This window comes from Pseudomonas fluorescens (genome assembly GCF_902497625.1).
GTDB lineage: Bacteria > Pseudomonadota > Gammaproteobacteria > Pseudomonadales > Pseudomonadaceae > Aquipseudomonas > Aquipseudomonas fluorescens_BQ.
This window is the reverse complement of the sequence record NZ_CABVGX010000022.1, coordinates 1-17413: the sequence shown is the minus strand read 5'-3', so window position 1 is coordinate 17413 and position 17413 is coordinate 1. Positions and strand designations below refer to the sequence as shown.

At 59.2% G+C, this 17413-nt stretch carries 17 protein-coding genes; 8 read left to right on the top strand and 9 right to left on the bottom strand.

All coding sequences use genetic code 11. The features are described 5' to 3' along the window. Positions 1-244: 244 nt before the first annotated feature. The 3 genes from F8N12_RS14850 to F8N12_RS14840 all read right to left on the bottom strand — a co-directional run bounded on the left by F8N12_RS14850 (position 245) and on the right by F8N12_RS14840 (position 3034). Positions 245-1012, bottom strand: coding sequence for a TerC family protein (locus F8N12_RS14850; protein WP_150581102.1), 768 nt, complete (start codon positions 1010-1012; stop codon positions 245-247). 86 nt (positions 1013-1098) lie between these two features. Further along, complete coding sequence (locus F8N12_RS14845) at positions 1099-2406, bottom strand: CitMHS family transporter (protein ID WP_028620358.1); 1308 nt, start codon at positions 2404-2406, stop codon at positions 1099-1101. 301 nt (positions 2407-2707) lie between these two features. After that, positions 2708-3034, bottom strand: coding sequence for a DOPA 4,5-dioxygenase family protein (locus F8N12_RS14840; protein WP_150581101.1), 327 nt, complete (start codon positions 3032-3034; stop codon positions 2708-2710). Between the two features lie 83 nt (positions 3035-3117). On the opposite strand from F8N12_RS14840, the gene F8N12_RS14835 reads away from it, so the two are divergent. After that, entirely contained in the window at positions 3118-3777 is a 660-nt protein-coding gene (locus tag F8N12_RS14835) for an NAD(P)-dependent oxidoreductase (protein WP_150581100.1), read from the top strand. Positions 3778-3781: 4 nt separating this feature from the next. Here the strand turns inward: F8N12_RS14835 and F8N12_RS14830 are convergent, their stop codons facing one another. Next, positions 3782-4732: a choline sulfate utilization transcriptional regulator gene (locus tag F8N12_RS14830; protein WP_150581099.1), complete on the bottom strand. Its 951-nt coding sequence runs from the start codon at positions 4730-4732 to the stop codon at positions 3782-3784. A gap of 114 nt (positions 4733-4846) precedes the next feature. On the opposite strand from F8N12_RS14830, the gene betC reads away from it, so the two are divergent. From betC to F8N12_RS14815, 3 genes are all read left to right on the top strand, one after another. Continuing rightward, entirely contained in the window at positions 4847-6361 is a 1515-nt protein-coding gene (gene betC, locus F8N12_RS14825) for a choline-sulfatase (RefSeq protein WP_150581098.1), read from the top strand. Between the two features lie 16 nt (positions 6362-6377). After that, entirely contained in the window at positions 6378-7298 is a 921-nt protein-coding gene (gene choX / locus F8N12_RS14820; RefSeq protein ID WP_150581097.1) for a choline ABC transporter substrate-binding protein, read from the top strand. A 176-nt stretch (positions 7299-7474) separates the two neighbouring features. Beyond that, positions 7475-9043 carry a SulP family inorganic anion transporter gene (locus F8N12_RS14815; RefSeq protein WP_150581096.1) on the top strand — a complete coding sequence of 523 codons (1569 nt, stop codon included), beginning with the start codon at positions 7475-7477 and terminating at the stop codon, positions 9041-9043. Between the two features lie 100 nt (positions 9044-9143). On the opposite strand, the gene aroE is transcribed toward F8N12_RS14815, so the two are convergent. Both aroE and hemF read right to left on the bottom strand, forming a co-directional pair. Beyond that, a complete protein-coding gene (gene aroE / locus F8N12_RS14810) occupies positions 9144-9965 on the bottom strand; it encodes a shikimate dehydrogenase (protein WP_150581095.1) in 822 nt (273 codons plus the stop codon). A 13-nt stretch (positions 9966-9978) separates the two neighbouring features. Further along, complete coding sequence (hemF, locus tag F8N12_RS14805) at positions 9979-10893, bottom strand: oxygen-dependent coproporphyrinogen oxidase (RefSeq protein WP_150581094.1); 915 nt, start codon at positions 10891-10893, stop codon at positions 9979-9981. A 156-nt stretch (positions 10894-11049) separates the two neighbouring features. Here hemF and F8N12_RS14800 point away from each other — a divergent pair, with 156 nt between their 5' ends. Next, on the top strand, positions 11050-12027 hold the full coding sequence (locus F8N12_RS14800; protein WP_150581093.1) for an NADPH:quinone reductase: 978 nt from the start codon (positions 11050-11052) through the stop codon (positions 12025-12027). Positions 12028-12161: 134 nt separating this feature from the next. On the opposite strand, the gene F8N12_RS14795 is transcribed toward F8N12_RS14800, so the two are convergent. From F8N12_RS14795 to F8N12_RS14785, 3 genes are all read right to left on the bottom strand, one after another. Next, positions 12162-12719 carry an L-threonylcarbamoyladenylate synthase gene (locus F8N12_RS14795; RefSeq protein ID WP_028620349.1) on the bottom strand — a complete coding sequence of 186 codons (558 nt, stop codon included), beginning with the start codon at positions 12717-12719 and terminating at the stop codon, positions 12162-12164. Positions 12720-12773: 54 nt separating this feature from the next. Next, a complete protein-coding gene (gene dprA, locus F8N12_RS14790) occupies positions 12774-13874 on the bottom strand; it encodes a DNA-processing protein DprA (protein ID WP_150581092.1) in 1101 nt (366 codons plus the stop codon). A gap of 78 nt (positions 13875-13952) precedes the next feature. Next, positions 13953-14978: a LysM peptidoglycan-binding domain-containing protein gene (locus F8N12_RS14785; protein WP_150581091.1), complete on the bottom strand. Its 1026-nt coding sequence runs from the start codon at positions 14976-14978 to the stop codon at positions 13953-13955. A gap of 199 nt (positions 14979-15177) precedes the next feature. Between F8N12_RS14785 and def the strand changes: the two genes are divergently transcribed. The 3 genes from def to F8N12_RS14770 all read left to right on the top strand — a co-directional run. Further along, positions 15178-15684 (top strand): peptide deformylase, encoded by a 507-nt coding sequence (gene def / locus F8N12_RS14780; protein ID WP_150581090.1) that lies wholly within the window; start codon positions 15178-15180, stop codon positions 15682-15684. A gap of 71 nt (positions 15685-15755) precedes the next feature. Further along, entirely contained in the window at positions 15756-16730 is a 975-nt protein-coding gene (gene fmt, locus F8N12_RS14775) for a methionyl-tRNA formyltransferase (RefSeq protein ID WP_150581089.1), read from the top strand. After that, the coding region (locus F8N12_RS14770; protein ID WP_318189650.1) for a transcription antitermination factor NusB at positions 16727-17413 on the top strand (687 nt) is incomplete at its 3' end. The genes fmt and F8N12_RS14770, both read left to right, overlap by 4 nt.

The window sequence follows — 17413 nt, the reverse complement described above, 5'->3', positions numbered from 1 at the left end:
CGACGATCTACGTTGGTGTATTTAAGCTGTAGTTGGCTAACGGTCTGCGCGCCAGCATCGCATAGCTAAAGAAGTGATTGAAACAAAAGTGTCATGAAAAGGTGCCTCTGTGCAGCCGCACAAAACAATGTGGGAGCGAGCCTGCTCGCGATAGCGGCCTGGCAGTCAGCATCAAAGCTGAATGCGAAGGCCCTATCGCGAGCAGGCTCGCTCCCACAGTTTGCGTTAACCGACAGACATCCGGTTACTGCCCGGGAACGTCCTTACGCAGTTTCACCGGGTCCTGCTGTTTGCGCTTTTTCGCCATCGCGGTGCGCATCTTGATGTTGACTGCTTCGACCGCCAGCGAGAACGCCATGGCGAAATACACGTAGCCTTTTGGCAGATGCACTTCGAAGGACTCGGCGATCAACACGGTGCCCACCAGCAGCAGGAAAGACAGCGCCAGCATTTTCAGCGACGGATGCTTGTCGATGAACGCGCTGATGGTGCCGGCTGCGAGCATCATCACCAGTACCGCGACAACAATCGCAGCGACCATGACCGGTACATGCGAGACCATGCCCACGGCAGTAATCACCGAGTCCAGCGAGAACACGATGTCGATGATCGCGATCTGGATGATGGTGTAGAGGAAGTTGCCACCCTTGACGCTCGGCTCGTCGTGAGTCTCATCCTCACCTTCCAGCGCGTGGTACATCTCTTGCGAGCTCTTCCACAGCAGGAACAGGCCACCGAAGAACAGGATCAGATCTCGCCCGGAAATGCCCTGGCCGAACATTTCGAACAGGTCGGCGGTAAGGCGCATGACCCAGGTGATCGACAGCAGCAACAGAATCCGCGTGACCATGGCCAGCGCCAGGCCAAAAATCCGGGTGCGCTGCTGCATGTGCTTGGGCATGCGGCTGACCAGGATCGAAATCATGATGATGTTATCGATACCCAAGACGATTTCCAGGGCGGTCAGTGTCAAGAAGGCAACCCAGATCTCAGGGTTGGTCAGCCATTCCATGTGTATTCCTTTGAGCGATTGTTAAACCACGAAGGGTCCCGACTTCAAACCACAAAGCCTGGACCCGTCATGATGGAGTCTTGGGCTTATAGAGTGCTGAACAGCGGAAAAATCCCCATCAGCAACGCGGCGACCAGTATGCACAGGCAAACCAGCACTGCCCACTTCAACGTGAAGCGCTGGTGATCGCCGAAGTCGATCCCGGCCAGCGCCACCAACAGATAAGTCGATGGTACCAGCGGGCTCAACAAGTGGACGGGTTGACCGACGATCGAGGCACGTGCCATTTCCACCGCGGTTATACCGTAATGACTGGCTGCTTCGGCAAGCACCGGTAACACGCCATAATAAAACGCGTCGTTCGACATGAAAAATGTAAACGGCATGCTTACCAGCGCGGTGATCACCGCCAGATACGGCCCGAGGAAGTCCGGAATCACTGCCAACAGGCTTTTCGACATCGCGTCGACCATACCGGTGCCGGAGAGGATACCGGTGAAAATCCCTGCGGCGAAGATCAACCCGACCACCGCCAGCACGCTGCCGGAGTGGGCGGCGATGCGGTCCTTCTGCATTTGCAGGCACGGGTAGTTGACGATCATTGCGATACTGAAGGCCACCATGAACAGCACCGGCAGCGGCAACAGACCGGCCACCAGCGTGCACATCAACACCAGCGTCAGGGCGGCGTTGAACCAGATCAGCTTCGGACGGCGAGCGTCCGGGAATTGCGACACGCTGATTTCACTGTGATCGATCTCATCGCCCACCAGGTGCAGCTCACCCAGACGCGCACGTTCACGCATGCCGTAGAAGTAAGCGATCGCCAGAATGGCAACGACGCCTGCCAGCATGGCCGGCACCATCGGCACGAAAATGTCCGAGGGGTCCACGTGCAGCGCACTGGCGGCACGTGCGGTCGGGCCGCCCCACGGCGTCATGTTCATCACGCCACCCGCCAGGATGATCAGGCCGGCCATGATCCGCGGGCTCATGCCGATGCGGCTGTACAGCGGCAGCATGGCAGCAACGCAAATCATATAGGTGGTGGCGCCGTCACCGTCGAGAGAAACGACCAGCGCCAGCACGGCGGTGCCGATCGACACTTTCAATGGGTCGCCCTTGACCAGTTTGAGGATCTTGCGCACCGCCGGGTCGAACAGGCCGGAGTCGATCATCAAGGCAAAGTAGAGAATGGCAAACATCAGCATTACGCCGGTGGGCGCCAGCTTGGTAATGCCTTCGAGCATCATCGGACCGATCTTCGGCGCAAAACCACCGAACAACGCAAACACAATCGGGATGATGATCAGGGCGATCAGCGCGGACAGGCGCTTGGTCATGATCAGGAACATGAACGTGATGACCATGGCGAAGCCAAGGAAAGTCAGCATGGGAATACTCCAGGCGTAGCGCGGCTAGGGAATGGGCGAACCGGGTGAGGTCAGCGCAGAACGGGAAGCACGAAACGTACGGACGGAGTGACAGCGAAGCGGCGGGTTGCGAAGGACATCAGGATCACCATTGTTGTTGTTAAATGGGCCGTGCGAGTCAGAAAAACCTGGCATTGGCCACCGGTCTGTTGCCGGCAGTGAGGGCGATCCTAATCGTGCAAGCTTTCACCGACCTTTCGCCGGTGAAAGCATTGACCGGAAGTACAACCGGTCGTCGGACGGGCAGGGCAGGGTTTGTTGATCAAAAAATAGACAGATTCAGCGGGCGAACCGCTCCCATCCATATCGCATGCTCGGTATGGTCGAGCAGATCGTTGCCCGTGTCGGGATGAAGGAATATCACCAGGCCTTTGCGATTGAGCGCCAGCCACGGCAGCACGTCGCCGATCACCTTCGGGTCAAAAGCCAATTGGCAGCTCCAGTCGGGGTGCGGACCGACCGGGCGTTCATGCACCCGCCCCATTTTCAGCGGGAATAGTTGCTCCGCCTGCTCACACAAGGCGCGCGCCTGATCGATGGTGCCGGCGTCGAAATAAACGTGAGCGTGATAGCCCTTGATCGCTTGCATCGGGTAACCCTCCAAATCTTCGAACCCTCAACGATGCGCGCAGGTCACACGCCATATACGCATAAAAAGAGGGGACCTCGGCCATGAAAAATGCAGAAACCCAGGTGGTGAAAGTGGTGCTCTATGGTGCCATGAGTAGCCTGGGCAGTGCGCTGATGGCTGAAATGCTGCGACGTCAGCACGAAGTGATCGCAATTCTCGATGACCTTACAGCACTCGCGCCGCGTCCCGGCTTACGCGCCAAGAGCGGGGATCTGTTTGACGCCGAGCGGGTCAAGCAAAGCGTCGCGGGCTGTTCCGCAGTGGTCTGCCTGCTGGACGCGCCAGGGCTGCCGTTCAACAGCGAGCATGTGGAGAAAGTCGTTCCCGGCCCGGTAGAGCAAGTCCTGGCCGTGGATGCACTGATCGATGGCATGCAGGCTGCCGGCATCGCCAGATTGTTTGTGGTAGGGGATTTCGAACTGTTGGACGACCCCGAGATCGAGGATCGGTTGCAGCGTCACGCCGCCGAAGAAATCCGTGAAGCCCTGGAAAGCAGCGGCCTGCAGTGGACCTTGGTGAACGCGCCGCGCGGCGTTGCGGGGCTGACGATTGAGCATTTCAGCCACGTCAGCAGCAGCCTGGAGCCCGGTTTGAAAGAACCTCTGGAGCGCTTGAACCGCGTAGCAGTAGGCATCGCCGACGAACTGCACCTCAACTTGCATGTGGGTGAACATGTGAATTTTGTTGCTGCCTCGACTTGAGGATTCAAACTGCAACGGAGGGCAGCGGCAGTCCATTCAACGACTGCGCGCTGGCAGCTTGTTCAGCCATCAACCAATCCAGAAACGCCTGAATCAGCTCTCCACGACGTTTACGCTGTGGCAGTACCACGTAATAACCCAATCTGGAGATGACTGAGTGTGCAACGGGGCGACACAGCAAACCTTGGGTCAACAAATTATCCACAAGGTGGCGCCAGCCGATCGCCACGCCCTGACCGCCGATTGCGGCCTGAATCAGCAATGTGTAGTTGTCAAAACGCAATTGCCCGAGGGCTGGCGCGGAAGAGATGCCCAGCTCGCGAAACACGCCACTCCAATTGAACCAGTTGCTACTGTTCTCCCCGCGCAAGTGGAGCAACGGCAGATCCAGCAAGGCTTCAGGGGGTAAGGGCAGAGGACGGTCTTTCACCAGCAATGGACTGCACACCGGGAACACTTCCTCGCTGAACAGCCAATGACTCACGCCCTGCTTGAAACGCCCCTCACCAAATAGCACGGCTACGTCGATATCGGTGCGCAGCATGTTATGGCTGCGTTCACTGGTGACCAGGCTGACGTCTACATGAGGATGTGCAGCGTGAAAACGATGCAATCGGGGCATCAGCCAGTACGCGGCGAAGGCAAAATCGGTAGCAACTTGAAGCACTTCATGTTGTTGCTGTGCGCTGATCGCGTATAACCCGGCGTCGATATTCTGCAACCCGAGCTGGACTTGCTCGAAAAGAATCGCTCCCGCCTCAGTCAGCTCGATCCCTCGATAGATACGGTCGAACAATCGCGCCCCCAGTTGATCCTCCAGCCGTTTGATTTGCTGGCTGAGGGCCGGTTGCGTAGTGCCAAGCTCTACTGCCGCTGCCGTAAAGCTCCGCTGACGCGCCGCAGCCTCAAAAGCGCGAAGCAAATCCAGCGATAAATCTCCCAACGCGTCGTACATAAGCTGTGCTTATCCTAGTCATTGCCTGACATGGGCTTTACCTTAAAGTACATGGACTCCATGCTCGATCGCAGCACTCTCGCATAAATATCCACTATGGAATGCCGCGATCACATGAAGCGCAAAAATATTCTTTTCATCATGGCCGATCAAATGGCCGCGCCAATGTTGCCGTTTTACGGCCCTTCGCCAATCAAACTGCCCAATCTCAGTCGTCTCGCCGCCGAAGGTGTGGTCTTCGATGCCGCTTACTGCAACAGCCCCTTGTGCGCGCCTTCGCGCTTTACCTTGGTCAGCGGTCAGTTGCCTAGCAAGATAGGCGCCTACGACAACGCGGCCGACTTTCCCGCCGATGTGCCGACGTATGCGCATTACCTGCGGCGCCTCGGTTACCGAACCGCGCTGTCGGGCAAGATGCACTTCTGCGGCCCGGACCAGTTGCACGGTTATGAGGAACGCCTGACCAGCGATATCTACCCGGCCGACTATGGTTGGTCGGTGAATTGGGACGAGCCCGATGTGCGCCCCACATGGTTTCACAATATGTCGTCGGTTTTGCAGGCCGGCCCTTGCGTGCGCACCAACCAACTGGATTTCGATGAAGAAGTGGTGTTCAGGGCCCAGCAATATCTGTTCGACCATATTCGTGAAGACGGCGATCAGCCGTTTTGCCTGACGGTGTCGATGACCCACCCACACGATCCTTACACCATTCCCAAGCCTTTCTGGGATATGTACGACGATGCCGACATCCCGATGCCAGAAACGCCGGCGCAGGCGGACCTCGACCCGCATTCGCAACGGTTGCTCAAGGTTTACGATTTGTGGGGCAAACCGCTACCTGTGGATAAGATCCGCGATGCGCGTCGCGCCTACTTTGGCGCTTGCAGCTATATTGACAGCAATGTTGGCAAACTTCTGCAAACGCTCGAAGACACCGGCCTGATCGATGACACCATCATCGTTTTCTCCGGCGATCACGGCGACATGCTCGGTGAGCGCGGCCTCTGGTACAAAATGCATTGGTTCGAGATGGCCGCACGCGTGCCATTGCTGATCAGTGCGCCGGGACAATTCGGGGCAGGACGAGTGAGTGCCGCCGTTTCAACGGCAGACTTGTTGCCTACATTTGTCGAATTGGCCGGCGGTTCGCTGGAGCCCGGCCTGCCGCTGGATGGCCGTTCGTTGGTCTCGCATCTGCAAGGGCAGGGAGGCCACGATGAGGTGTTTGGCGAGTACATGGCCGAAGGCACCATCAGTCCGCTGATGATGATTCGCCGTGGCGCCTACAAATTCGTCTACAGCGAAGACGACCCTTGCCTACTCTTCGATGTGCACAACGACCCGCGCGAACAGGAGGAACTGAGTCAATCGCCGCAGCATCGGCCGTTGTTCGAAGAGTTTCTGGCCGAAGCACGGGCCAAATGGGACATTCCGACGATTCATCAACAGGTGCTCGCCAGCCAGCGCCGCCGGCGTTTCGTCGCCGAGGCACTGACGGTCGGCAAGCTGAAGAGCTGGGATCACCAGCCGCTGGTGGACGCCAGTCAGCAATACATGCGCAACCACATCGACCTGGATGATCTGGAGCGCAAAGCACGTTACCCACAACCCTGCCAAAACCAATAATGTTAAGGGGAAGTCCATGCAAAAGTTATCCACGGTACTGACGGTCGGGCTACTGGCGCTCGGCAGCGCATCGGCGTACGCCGAGCAGGGCTGCGAGACGGTGAAGATGGCGGACCCTGGCTGGAGTGATATTGCCGCGACTAACGCCATCACCGGGTTTCTGCTGGACGGCATGGGCTACAAGGCCAAAGTCGACACGCTCGCCGTGCCGATTACCTTTGGCGGGCTCAAGGACGGTCAGGTGGATGTTTTCCTGGGTAACTGGATGCCGGCGCAGCAGGGCTTCTACGATAAGTTCGTCGCCACAGGCGATGTCACTCAGTTGGCGAAGAATCTTGACGGCACCGAATTCACCTTGGCCGTGCCGGATTATGTCTGGGACGCGGGTGTGCATAACTTTGCCGATTTGAACAAGTTCGCCGACAAGTTCGACAAGAAGATCTACGGCATCGGCTCCGGCGCGCCGGCGAACATCTCGCTGCAGGAGATCATCAAGAAGAATGACTTCGACATGGGTCAGTGGAAACTGGTCGAGTCCAGCGAGCAGGCCATGCTGGCTGAAGTCTCGCGCGCGGTGAAGAAGCAGAAGTTCGTGACCTTTTTAGGCTGGACGCCGCATCCGATGAATGTCCAACTGAAAATGCATTACCTGAAAGGCGGGGAGAAGTATTTCGGCGACACCGGCAGCGTTCACACGCTTACGCGTAATGGTTATGCACAGGCCTGCCCGAACGTCGGCAAGCTGCTCACCAACCTGAGTTTTACTCAGGACATGGAGAACAGCATCATGGCTGAGGTGGTAAACAAGAAAGTCACCAATGCACAGGCAGCCAAGGCGTGGATAAAAGCGAATCCGGCAGTGCTGGACAAGTGGCTGGATGGCGTGAAGACCATTGACGGGAAAGAGGCTCTGGCGGCGGTGAAAGCAAAACTCTGAACCCCATGAGTATCACCCTGTAATTCCTGTGGGAGCGAGCCTGCTCGCGATGGACGTTAACGATAACGCGGGAAGCCTGGTGCTCCATGGTGCCATCAGGTTTTTCGCGGGCAAGCTCGCTCCTGCAATTATCTGCTCCTGTTACCCTTGCGCGTAAATCCAACCCGAGAGGACCCATGGCCTTACCCAGCCGCCATTCACTGTTTCCATTCCTCAGTTGGATGCCACGGCAGACTCGCGCCAGCGTCGGTCGTGACCTGATCGTCGGCCTCAGCGGCGCAATCCTCGCGTTGCCACAATCCATTGCCTATGCCCTGATTGCCGGCCTCCCACCGGAATACGGCCTATACGCAGCGATTATTCCCGTGTTGATCGCCTGCCTTTGGGGCTCTTCGTGGCATCTGATTTGCGGTCCCACGGCAGCCATTTCGATTGTCCTGTATGCCAGCATCAGCCCGTTGGCCGTGCCCGCGTCCCAGGACTACGTCACCCTGATACTGCTGCTGACATTCCTCGCAGGAATTTTTCAATGGCTACTCGGCCTGTTGCGCTTCGGCGCTCTGGTGAATTTCGTTTCGCATTCGGTGGTGCTGGGCTTCACCCTTGGAGCGGCCGTGGTAATCGCCATCGGACAAATGCCGAATCTGCTGGGGCTGGACGTGCCGAATCAGGCCACCGCGCTGGACAGTTTCATGATGCTCTTTCATCACCTCGGTGAAGCAGACAAGCCTTCGCTGATACTCGGCGTGGCCACTGTGCTGGTTGGCATGACGTTGAAAATGCTTCTGCCGCGCTGGCCGACTTTGTTGATAACTCTGGTACTAAGCGGGCTGTTGGTGTGGCTGTGGCCTTCGATGTTCGGTCATGTGCACCTGGTCAGCGCATTTGTCGGGCGCCTGCCGCCGTTGAGCCCCCTACCGCTGGACCTCGACCTGATCTTGCGTCTGTTGCCCAGTGCCGTGGCCGTCGGAATGCTCGGGCTGGTGACAAGCCTGTCGATTGCCCGCTCGCTGTCCGCGCGTTCGCAACAGATGCTCGATGCAAATCAGGAAGTCCGCGCCCAGGGTTTATCGAACATTGTCGGCGCGTTCTTTTCCGGTTCGTTGTCCGCCGGCTCCTTTACGCGTTCGGGGCTGAGCTACGAAGCGGGCGCCTGTTCACCGCTGGCCGGCGTTTTTTCCGCGGTGTGGGTCGCCCTGTTTGCGATATTCGGGGCGAAGCTCATCGCGCACATTCCGATCCCGGCCATGGCGGGTAGCATTCTGTTGATCGCCTGGGGATTGATTGATCATCGCGGCATCCGCGCGCTGTTGCGGGTCAGTCGCGCCGAGTTCGTGGTCATGGCGCTCACCTGTGTTGCCACGCTGCTGCTGGAATTGCAGACAGCAATCTACGCGGGTGTGCTGGCATCGTTGTTTTTCTATCTGAAACGCACCTCGCAACCGCGGGTTCAGCATTGGCGCAACGGCGACGAAGATGTTCTGCGCGTCGGCGGTTCAATCTTCTTCGGCGCCAGCCACTACCTGCAGGTGCGCCTGCAACGGATGCACGCCGAACGTGTGGTGATCGAGGCGCAGCAGATCAACTTTATCGATTATTCGGGTGTGGAAATGCTGCATCAGGAAGCACGGCGGTTGCTCAAACAAAAGCGTAGTCTGACATTGCGCGGGGCGCGGCCGCCGGTGATCGAGGAGTTGAGAAAACTCGAAGGCGCGGAGAAATGCCCGATCCGGTTTGAAGATTGATGAGCGACTGCAGGAGCCGGCTTGCTGGCGATCCGCTTCACCGCGGTATGCCTGAATCACCGCGGCTTTTTTATCGCCTGCATGCCGGCTTTTGCAGACTTTATGCAGCGAGTTGGCGGCGCAGTTCAGCCAGCACCGGCGCGGTGTCCGGTCGCACGCCGCGCCACAGGAAGAAGGCTTCTGCAGCTTGTTCAGCGAGCATACCCAAGCCATCCATTGCCACGGCAGCGCCATGCTGCGTAGCCCATCGGCAGAACGAGGTCAGCTCCTTGCCGTACATCATGTCATAGCACACCGTCTCACCCGCCTGGATCAGGCTGCTGGCTATCGGCGGCACCTCACCGGTCAGGCTGGCAGAGGTAGCGTTGATGATCAGGTCGACCGGCTCCTGCAACCAGTCGAAACCACTGGCCGACACCGGCCCAAGGTCGGCGAACAACTCGGCCAGCAACTCGGCTTTTTCTACCGTGCGATTAGCGATGATCACCGAGGCAGGGCGCTCGGCCAGTAAAGGCTCCAGCGCACCACGCACTGCGCCACCGGCACCCAGCAGCAGAATGCGTTTGCCGGTCAGGCTGAATCCGGCGTTCACCGTGAGGTCGCGCACCAGCCCGGCGCCGTCGGTGTTGTCACCCAGCAAAGAGCCATCAGCACGTTTGCTCAATGTGTTCACTGCACCGGCGCGTTGCGCCCGAGCGGTCAGGCTATGCGCCAGACGAAAGGCTTCTTCCTTGAACGGCACCGTGACGTTCGCGCCACGGCCTTCACGGAAAAATGCCAGGGCGAAGTCGGAAAAACCATCGAGAGGCGCCAACAAAGTGGTGTAGTCCAGTTTCTCCCCGGTTTGCGCGGCGAACAAACGGTGAATCAAAGGCGACTTGCTGTGGCCAATCGGGTTGCCGAAAACAACGTAACGGTCCATCGGTATTCCTCGTTCAGGCTTCGGCCAACCAGTCGCGGTCTTGCAGGAAATACTCGGTCAGACGCGCTTCTTCGCTGCCGGGCTCGGCTTTCCAGTCGTAACCCCAGCGAACCTGCGGCGGCAGTGACATCAGGATCGACTCGGTACGACCACCCGACTGCAAGCCGAACAGCGTACCGCGGTCATAAACCAGGTTGAATTCGACATAACGGCCGCGACGAAACTCTTGAAATTCGCGCTGTTTGGCAGTGAACGCATCGTTCTTGCGGCGCTGCACGATCGGCAGATAAGCGTCGATGAAAGCGTCACCGATGGCGCGCATGAAGGCGAAACTGGTGTCGAAGTCCCATTCGTTCAGGTCATCGAAAAACAGACCGCCGATGCCGCGCGGTTCATGGCGATGCTTGATGTGGAAATAGCTGTCGCACCAGGCTTTGTAGCGCGAATACACATCAGGGCCGAAGGGCGCGCAGGCCTGCTCGGCGACGCGGTGCCAGTGCACGCAATCTTCTTCAACGCCGTAATAAGGCGTCAGGTCGAAGCCACCGCCAAACCACCAGACCGGTTCTTCGCCCTCTTTCTCGGCGATGAAAAAGCGCACATTGGCGTGGGAAGTGGGCACATGCGGGTTGTGAGGATGGATCACCAACGAAACGCCCAGCGCTTCAAAGCCGCGCCCGGCCAGTTCGGGTCGATGGGCGCTGGCGGACGGTGGGAGACCGCTGCCAAACACGTGGGAAAAATTGACGCCGCCCTTTTCAATCAGCGCTCCATTTTCCAGCACCCGGGTCCGACCGCCACCACCGGCTGGTCGGGTCCAGGCGTCTTCAACGAACTGCGGCCCGCCGTCCTCGGCTTCCAGGGCAGCGCAGATGCGATCTTGCAGGTCGAGCAGATAGGCTTTCACGGCCTCGGTGCGGGTCGTCATGTCATCACCTTGAATCGGGCAAAGCTGCGCGACACTGCTGCCGGCGGCCAATTGCTGCAGAGGATAACACTGCAGCCTGTGTCACCGCAGTTGACGAAGATCAAGCTTAGGAGTCCGATAGAGCACTTCGCAAAAAACGACCCAGGGAGAGTGTTGATGGCAAAGCGTATCCAGTTCCGCGCACATGGCGGCCCCGAAGTGCTCGAGTATGTCGATTACCAACCCGCCGAGCCCGGCCCGCAACAGGTGCGCGTGAGTAACAAGGCCGTCGGCCTGAACTTCATCGACACGTATTACCGCAGCGGCCTCTATCCGCCGCCGGCGCTGCCATCGGGACTGGGCTCTGAAGGCGCGGGCGTAGTGGAAGCGGTGGGCAGCGAAGTTACCCGCTTCAAGGCCGGTGATCGCGTCGCCTATGGCAGTGGTCCGTTGGGCGCATACAGCGATGTTCACGTTCTGCCTGAAGCCAATCTGGTGCACCTGCCAGACGCGATCAGTTTCGAGCAGGCCGCCGGGGTGATGCTCAAGGGCCTGACCGTGCAGTACCTGCTGCGTCAGACTTATGAACTCAAGGGTGGCGAAACCATACTGTTCCACGCCGCCGCTGGGGGTGTCGGTTCGCTGGCGTGCCAATGGGCCAAAGCCTTGGGGGTAAACCTGATCGGTACGGTCAGCTCGGCGGAAAAAGCAGCACTGGCAAAAGCCAATGGCGCCTGGGCGACCATTGACTACAGCCACGAAAACGTTGCACAACGCGTGCTGGAACTGACTGACGGGAAAAAAGTCCCCGTGGTGTACGACGGTGTTGGCAAAGACACTTGGCTGACGTCGCTCGACAGTGTTGCGCCGCGCGGTTTGCTGGTGAGTTTCGGCAATGCGTCAGGCGCCGTTGATGGCGTGAATCTGGGGATTCTGGCAGCGAAAGGTTCGCTGTATGTCACTCGGCCGACGCTGGCGACCTACGCCAACAATGCCGAGAATCTGCAGCGCATGGCCGATGAGCTGTTCGAGATGATCAGCAGTGGCAAGCTGAAGGTGGACATCAGCCAGCAATACCCACTGGCTGAAGCGGCGAAGGCACAGACCGAGTTGTCGGCGCGGCGCACGACGGGCTCGACCATTTTGTTACCTTGAGACGTAGGATTGCTACCAGGGCCTCATCGCGAGCAAGCCCGCTCCCACCCTCGATTATTGTTGAACACGGAATCTGTGCTCACTGAAAATCCACTGTGGGAGCGGGCTTGCCCGCGAATGGGGCCACCTCGGTCTCAATCCGGGCGAATAACGTTCCCTGTCGCCAGATCGCGGATCACGCTCGGGTTCTTGCGCCCGCCCAGATTCCCGCCCAGCACCAGATCGATCTGCCCACGGAAATATTGCTCCACACGAATACGCGTGCGCGCCGCCGGCCGGCCTTGTGGATTTGCCGAGGTCGACACCAAAGGCCCGACCACCGCGCACAAATCCCGCACCAACGGATGATCACTAACCCGTAGCGCCACTGTTTCATGCACCCCGGTGATCCACTGCGGCAGCATATTCTGATGCGGGACCAGCCAGGTATTCGGCCCGGGCCAGGTGCTGGCCATGCGGTCCATCCACAACTCAGGGAAGTCGTCGAACAGGAAGTCGAACTGACGAATATTGTCGGCCACCAGAATCAGGCCCTTATCCACAGCCCGGCCCTTGATCAGCAACAGGCGTTCTACCGCTTCTTCATCCCACGGGTCGCAACCCAGGCCCCAGACCGCTTCGGTTGGGTAGGCAATCACCGCCCCTGCGCGAATGGCTTGCGCGGCTTGTTGCACACGCCAACTGTTGACCATGAAAAACTCTCCGGAATTAGGCTCTGCGCAGTTTACCGATCTTCCTCGTAAAACCTAGCTCACCCGTGCAAACCAGCGCCCGTTTTCACAGACCGCACGACCCTCCATCTCTAGCTCGGTCAACGCCGCCAGCACTTTTGGCAATGACCAACCGCTGCTGTCTGCCAACGCCTGGCTGGTATGGGGTGCGGCATGCAAAAGCTCAAGCAAAGGATGGCTCACCGCTGGAGCTTCAAGACACAGCGGCAACTGCTGCCAGCCACGCAGGGCTTCGAGGATGTGCTCGATGGTTTCGACCAGCACCGCACCGTCGCGAATCAACTGGTGACAACCGCGCGCACCGGGATGATGAATCGATCCTGGAATCGCGTACACCTCACGACCCTGTTCCGCAGCCAGCCTCGCCGTGATCAACGAACCGCTGGCTACACTGGCCTCGACCACCAGCACACCCAGGGACAAACCGCTGATGATCCGGTTGCGCCGGGGGAAGTTGCTTGCGCTCGGCCCGGCGTCCAGCGGGAACTCGGAAAGCACCGCGCTACCTGACGCAATCATCGCGTCGGCCAGGCGCCGATTGCGCTGTGGATAAAACTTTTCAAGTCCCGTGCCAAGTACCCCTACCGTTTGCCCGCCAACGTCCAGAGCAGCCTGGTGCGCGGCGGCATCGATCCCGAGCGCGAGGCCGCTGGTGATGACAAATCCGGCGCTGGCCAAGCTGCGCGAAAAAGCGGCCGCCGTGTCCACACCAGGACGTGATGCACTGCGACTGCCGACCATCGCCAGTTGTGGTTTTTCCAGAATACCGGGATCGCCGGCGACGAATAACAGCGGCGGTGCGTCGCTTATTTCAGCGAGGAGTGCAGGGTAGTCAGGCTGGTCCCACATCAGCAAATGCTGGCCCGGACGCTCTAGCCAGGCCAGCGCGTGACCGGCGCCGTCGCGCACTTCACTCGATCGCCTGGCCTCTGAACACGCCAGTGGCAAGCCCAAAGCACGCCAGGCGCTGGCAGGTGCAGTGATGGCGCTGGACGCCGATCCGAAGGCTTCCAGCAGTTTCTTGAAACGCGCAGGCCCGAGTTCCGGCAAACGATGCAGACGTAAACGGGCTTCCAGCTCCGCAGGGGAGACCGGTGCAAAAACAGACAGCGACATGGATCATCCTTGATCATTAAAGCCCCGTTCAAACGGGAACAAGCTGTGGATAACTCTGTTGGTAACTTGCGAAGCTGGCTAAGGATTCCGCACCTTGTCCAGCACCGCCAACGAGCGTGAGGCGTTCAATACCAGACCGTAACTGAGCTTGTCGTAGGTGCGAAAAACCATCAGCAGGCCAGCGCGTTCATCGGGAATTTTCACTGGCTGACCGGTGATGCGGTCTCGCACGGTTTCGCCGGTTTTCATCACCACCAGCACGTTACCCTCGGCGAGCCCGTCGCGCTGCCCCTTGTTCAGCGTGACCACGTCCAGCGCCCCGATCTGCGTTACCCCGCGTGGCACATCGATGATCAGGCCATCAATATCTGCCGTAGGCGCGCTGGGCATGAAGGTCGAATTGATCGAGCGTTCTTCACTGCTGAACAAGCGGTCGCCCAGCCTTACTTCCTGTGTGGTGCGCTGCAGCGCCAACGTTGCGACGTCACCTTCGGTAGCGACGATTTCACCGCCCCCGATGTCGTCAGCGTTGATGCCTAGGAATTCTTTGGTTTCGGGATCGGTATAAACCTTGCCCTGGCGGAAGATGCCATAGACCGGTTGAGCTGGATCAAACTGTCCACGCGCAAAAATTCGATCACCGGTACCGCTGAGCACACGCTCGGCATCGCCCGCGACGATGTATGGCGCCTGGTCAAAATCTTCAACCTTGTCGACGATGCGGTTGCTGAGCAGGAAGCTGTTGATCGACTTGAGCGGGATGCTCGGGATGGCATCGGCCACCGGCGAGCTGCGTACCTTCGGCGATAGCTTGATCGTACCTCTGGAGGCGCCGCGACCCAGCGTCAGACGCGGCTGACCGTTGACGTAGACCAGCGTCAGCAAGTCGCCGGGGTAGATCAGGTTGGGGTTGTCGATCTGCGGATTGACCTGCCACAGCTCCGGCCACTTCCATGGCTCACGGAGGAATTTTCCCGAAATGTCCCAGAGTGTGTCCCCGGTAACCACCGTGTATTGCTGTGGAAAACCTTCCCTGAGCTGCACTTGCCCATGCGCAAAACCGGCCGAAGCCAGAAGGAGCAGGGCGAGTAGTGATTTCCTCATGCGGTGAATCCCTTTATTATGTGCGTTCGCGTGAAACGCCGGAGCCTTCGTGGCTCGCTCCTGGCTTTTTTCAGGGAAGACTTTGCTGAAAAGGCTTCACGAAAGGAAGGGGGAGATTCGTTTCACAACGGTAGCCGGCATCTTCGGACCCGCCAGGCCATCGACCCGATTTTACCTCACACGTGCAGCAAATACGCTTATGGCCATTTTAGACATCCTCGAATTTCCCGACTCGCGTCTGCGCACTATCGCCAAACCTGTGGCCGTAGTGGACGACGAAGTGCGTCAGTTGGTCGATGATATGTTTGAAACAATGTATGAAGCGCCAGGCATCGGCCTCGCCGCGACCCAGGTCAACGTGCACAAACGTATCGTCGTGATGGACCTCTCCGAAGATCGCAGCGAGCCCCGGGTGTTCATCAACCCCGAGTTCGAAACGCTGACCGACGAGATGGAGCAATACCAGGAAGGCTGCCTCTCGGTGCCGGGTTTTTACGAAAACGTCGACCGACCGCAGAAGGTGAGGATCAAGGCACTGAACCGCGACGGCCAGCCCTATGAACTGATCGCCGAAGGCCTGCTCGCCGTGTGCATCCAGCACGAATGCGATCACCTTAACGGCAAATTGTTCGTCGATTACCTGTCCAATCTCAAGCGCGATCGAATCAAGAAAAAACTGGAAAAGCTCCACCGCCAGAACGCTTGATGCCCTCCTTTGCAAAGGCTTGCTGCGGCAAGCCTTTTTCTTTTGCGACTGCTTTGTAATAGAGAGTTTCCATGACTGAGCCACTGCGCATCGTTTTCGCCGGCACCCCGGAGTTCGCCGCCGAACACCTCAAGGCCCTGCTCGCCAGCCCTTACGAGATCGTCGCGGTCTACACCCAGCCGGACCGTCCGGCGGGCCGTGGGCAAAAGCTGATGCCAAGCCCGGTCAAGCAACTTGCTCTGGAAAACAACCTTCCGGTCATGCAACCGCCGACGCTGCGCAATGAAGATGCGCAAGCGGAGCTGGCCGCGTTGAAAGCGGATTTGCTCGTGGTGGTCGCCTACGGTCTGATCCTGCCGCAAGTGGTGCTGGACATTCCGCGCCTGGGTTGCATCAACAGTCACGCGTCGTTGTTGCCGCGTTGGCGCGGTGCGGCGCCGATCCAGCGTGCCGTCGAAGCGGGGGACGCTGAAAGTGGTGTCACCGTAATGCGCATGGAACTGGGTCTCGACACCGGGCCGATGCTGCTCAAAGCGACAACGCCCATCAGCGCTGAAGACACCGGCGGCAGTTTGCATGACCGTTTGGCCGAGATCGGTCCGCCGGCAGTGCTTGAAGCCATCGCCGGCCTCGCCGCCGGGACGCTGACAGGCGAAGGGCAGAACGACAGCCTCGCCACCTACGCGCATAAATTGAACAAGGACGAAGCGCGCATCGACTGGAGTCGCCCGGCCGTTGAGCTGGAGCGTCTGGTCCGTGCCTTCAATCCCTGGCCGGTCACCCACAGCACACTTAACGACGAAGCACTGAAAGTGCTGGCCGCGAGCCTCGCTGAAGGGCAAGGCACGCCAGGTGAAATCCTCAGCGCCAGCAAGGACGGCCTGATCGTCGCTTGCGGTGAGCAAGCGCTGTGCCTGACGCGCGTGCAACTGCCGGGTGGCAAGGCGTTGAATTTCAGCGATCTGTTCAACAGCCGTCGTGAAAAATTCGCTGTGGGCACGGTTCTCGGGCAAACAGCTCCCGGCCAAGCGGCGGACGCTCAATGAACCCGCGTCTGGCTGCCGCCAAGGCCCTGGCGGCTGTACTCAACGGAAAAGCCTCCCTCAACAGTTCGTTGCCCACGCAGATGGACAAGGTTGAAGACCGCGATCGCGGCTTCACTCAGGATCTGGCCTTCGGCACCGCCCGCTGGCAGCCACGATTGTCGGCGCTGGCGGCGAAGTTGCTGCAGAAACCCTTCAAGGCTGCGGACGCCGATGTCGAGGCGCTGCTGCTGGTAGGTTTGTACCAGTTGCTCTACACCCGCGTGCCGGCCCACGCCGCTATCGGCGAAACCGTCGGCTGTGCCGACAAGCTGAAAAAGCCGTGGGCCAAGGCCTTGCTCAACGCCGTGCTGCGGCGCGCCCAGCGTGAAAGCGAAACACTGCTCGCCGAGCTGGAACACGACCCGGTGGTGCGCACCGCCCACCCGCGCTGGCTGCAAAAGTCCCTCAAAGCGTTCTGGCCTGAGCAGTGGGAAGCCATTTGCGCAGCCAACAACGCGCATCCGCCGATGATCCTGCGGGTCAATCGACGACACCACAGTCGCGATGCCTATCTCGGCTTGCTGACCGAGGCCGGCATTGCCGCCACACCTTGCGTCTACAGCCTGGACGGCATCATTCTGGACGTCGCTGCCGACGTGCGCAGCCTGCCAGGTTTCGCCGAAGGCTGGATCAGCGTGCAGGAC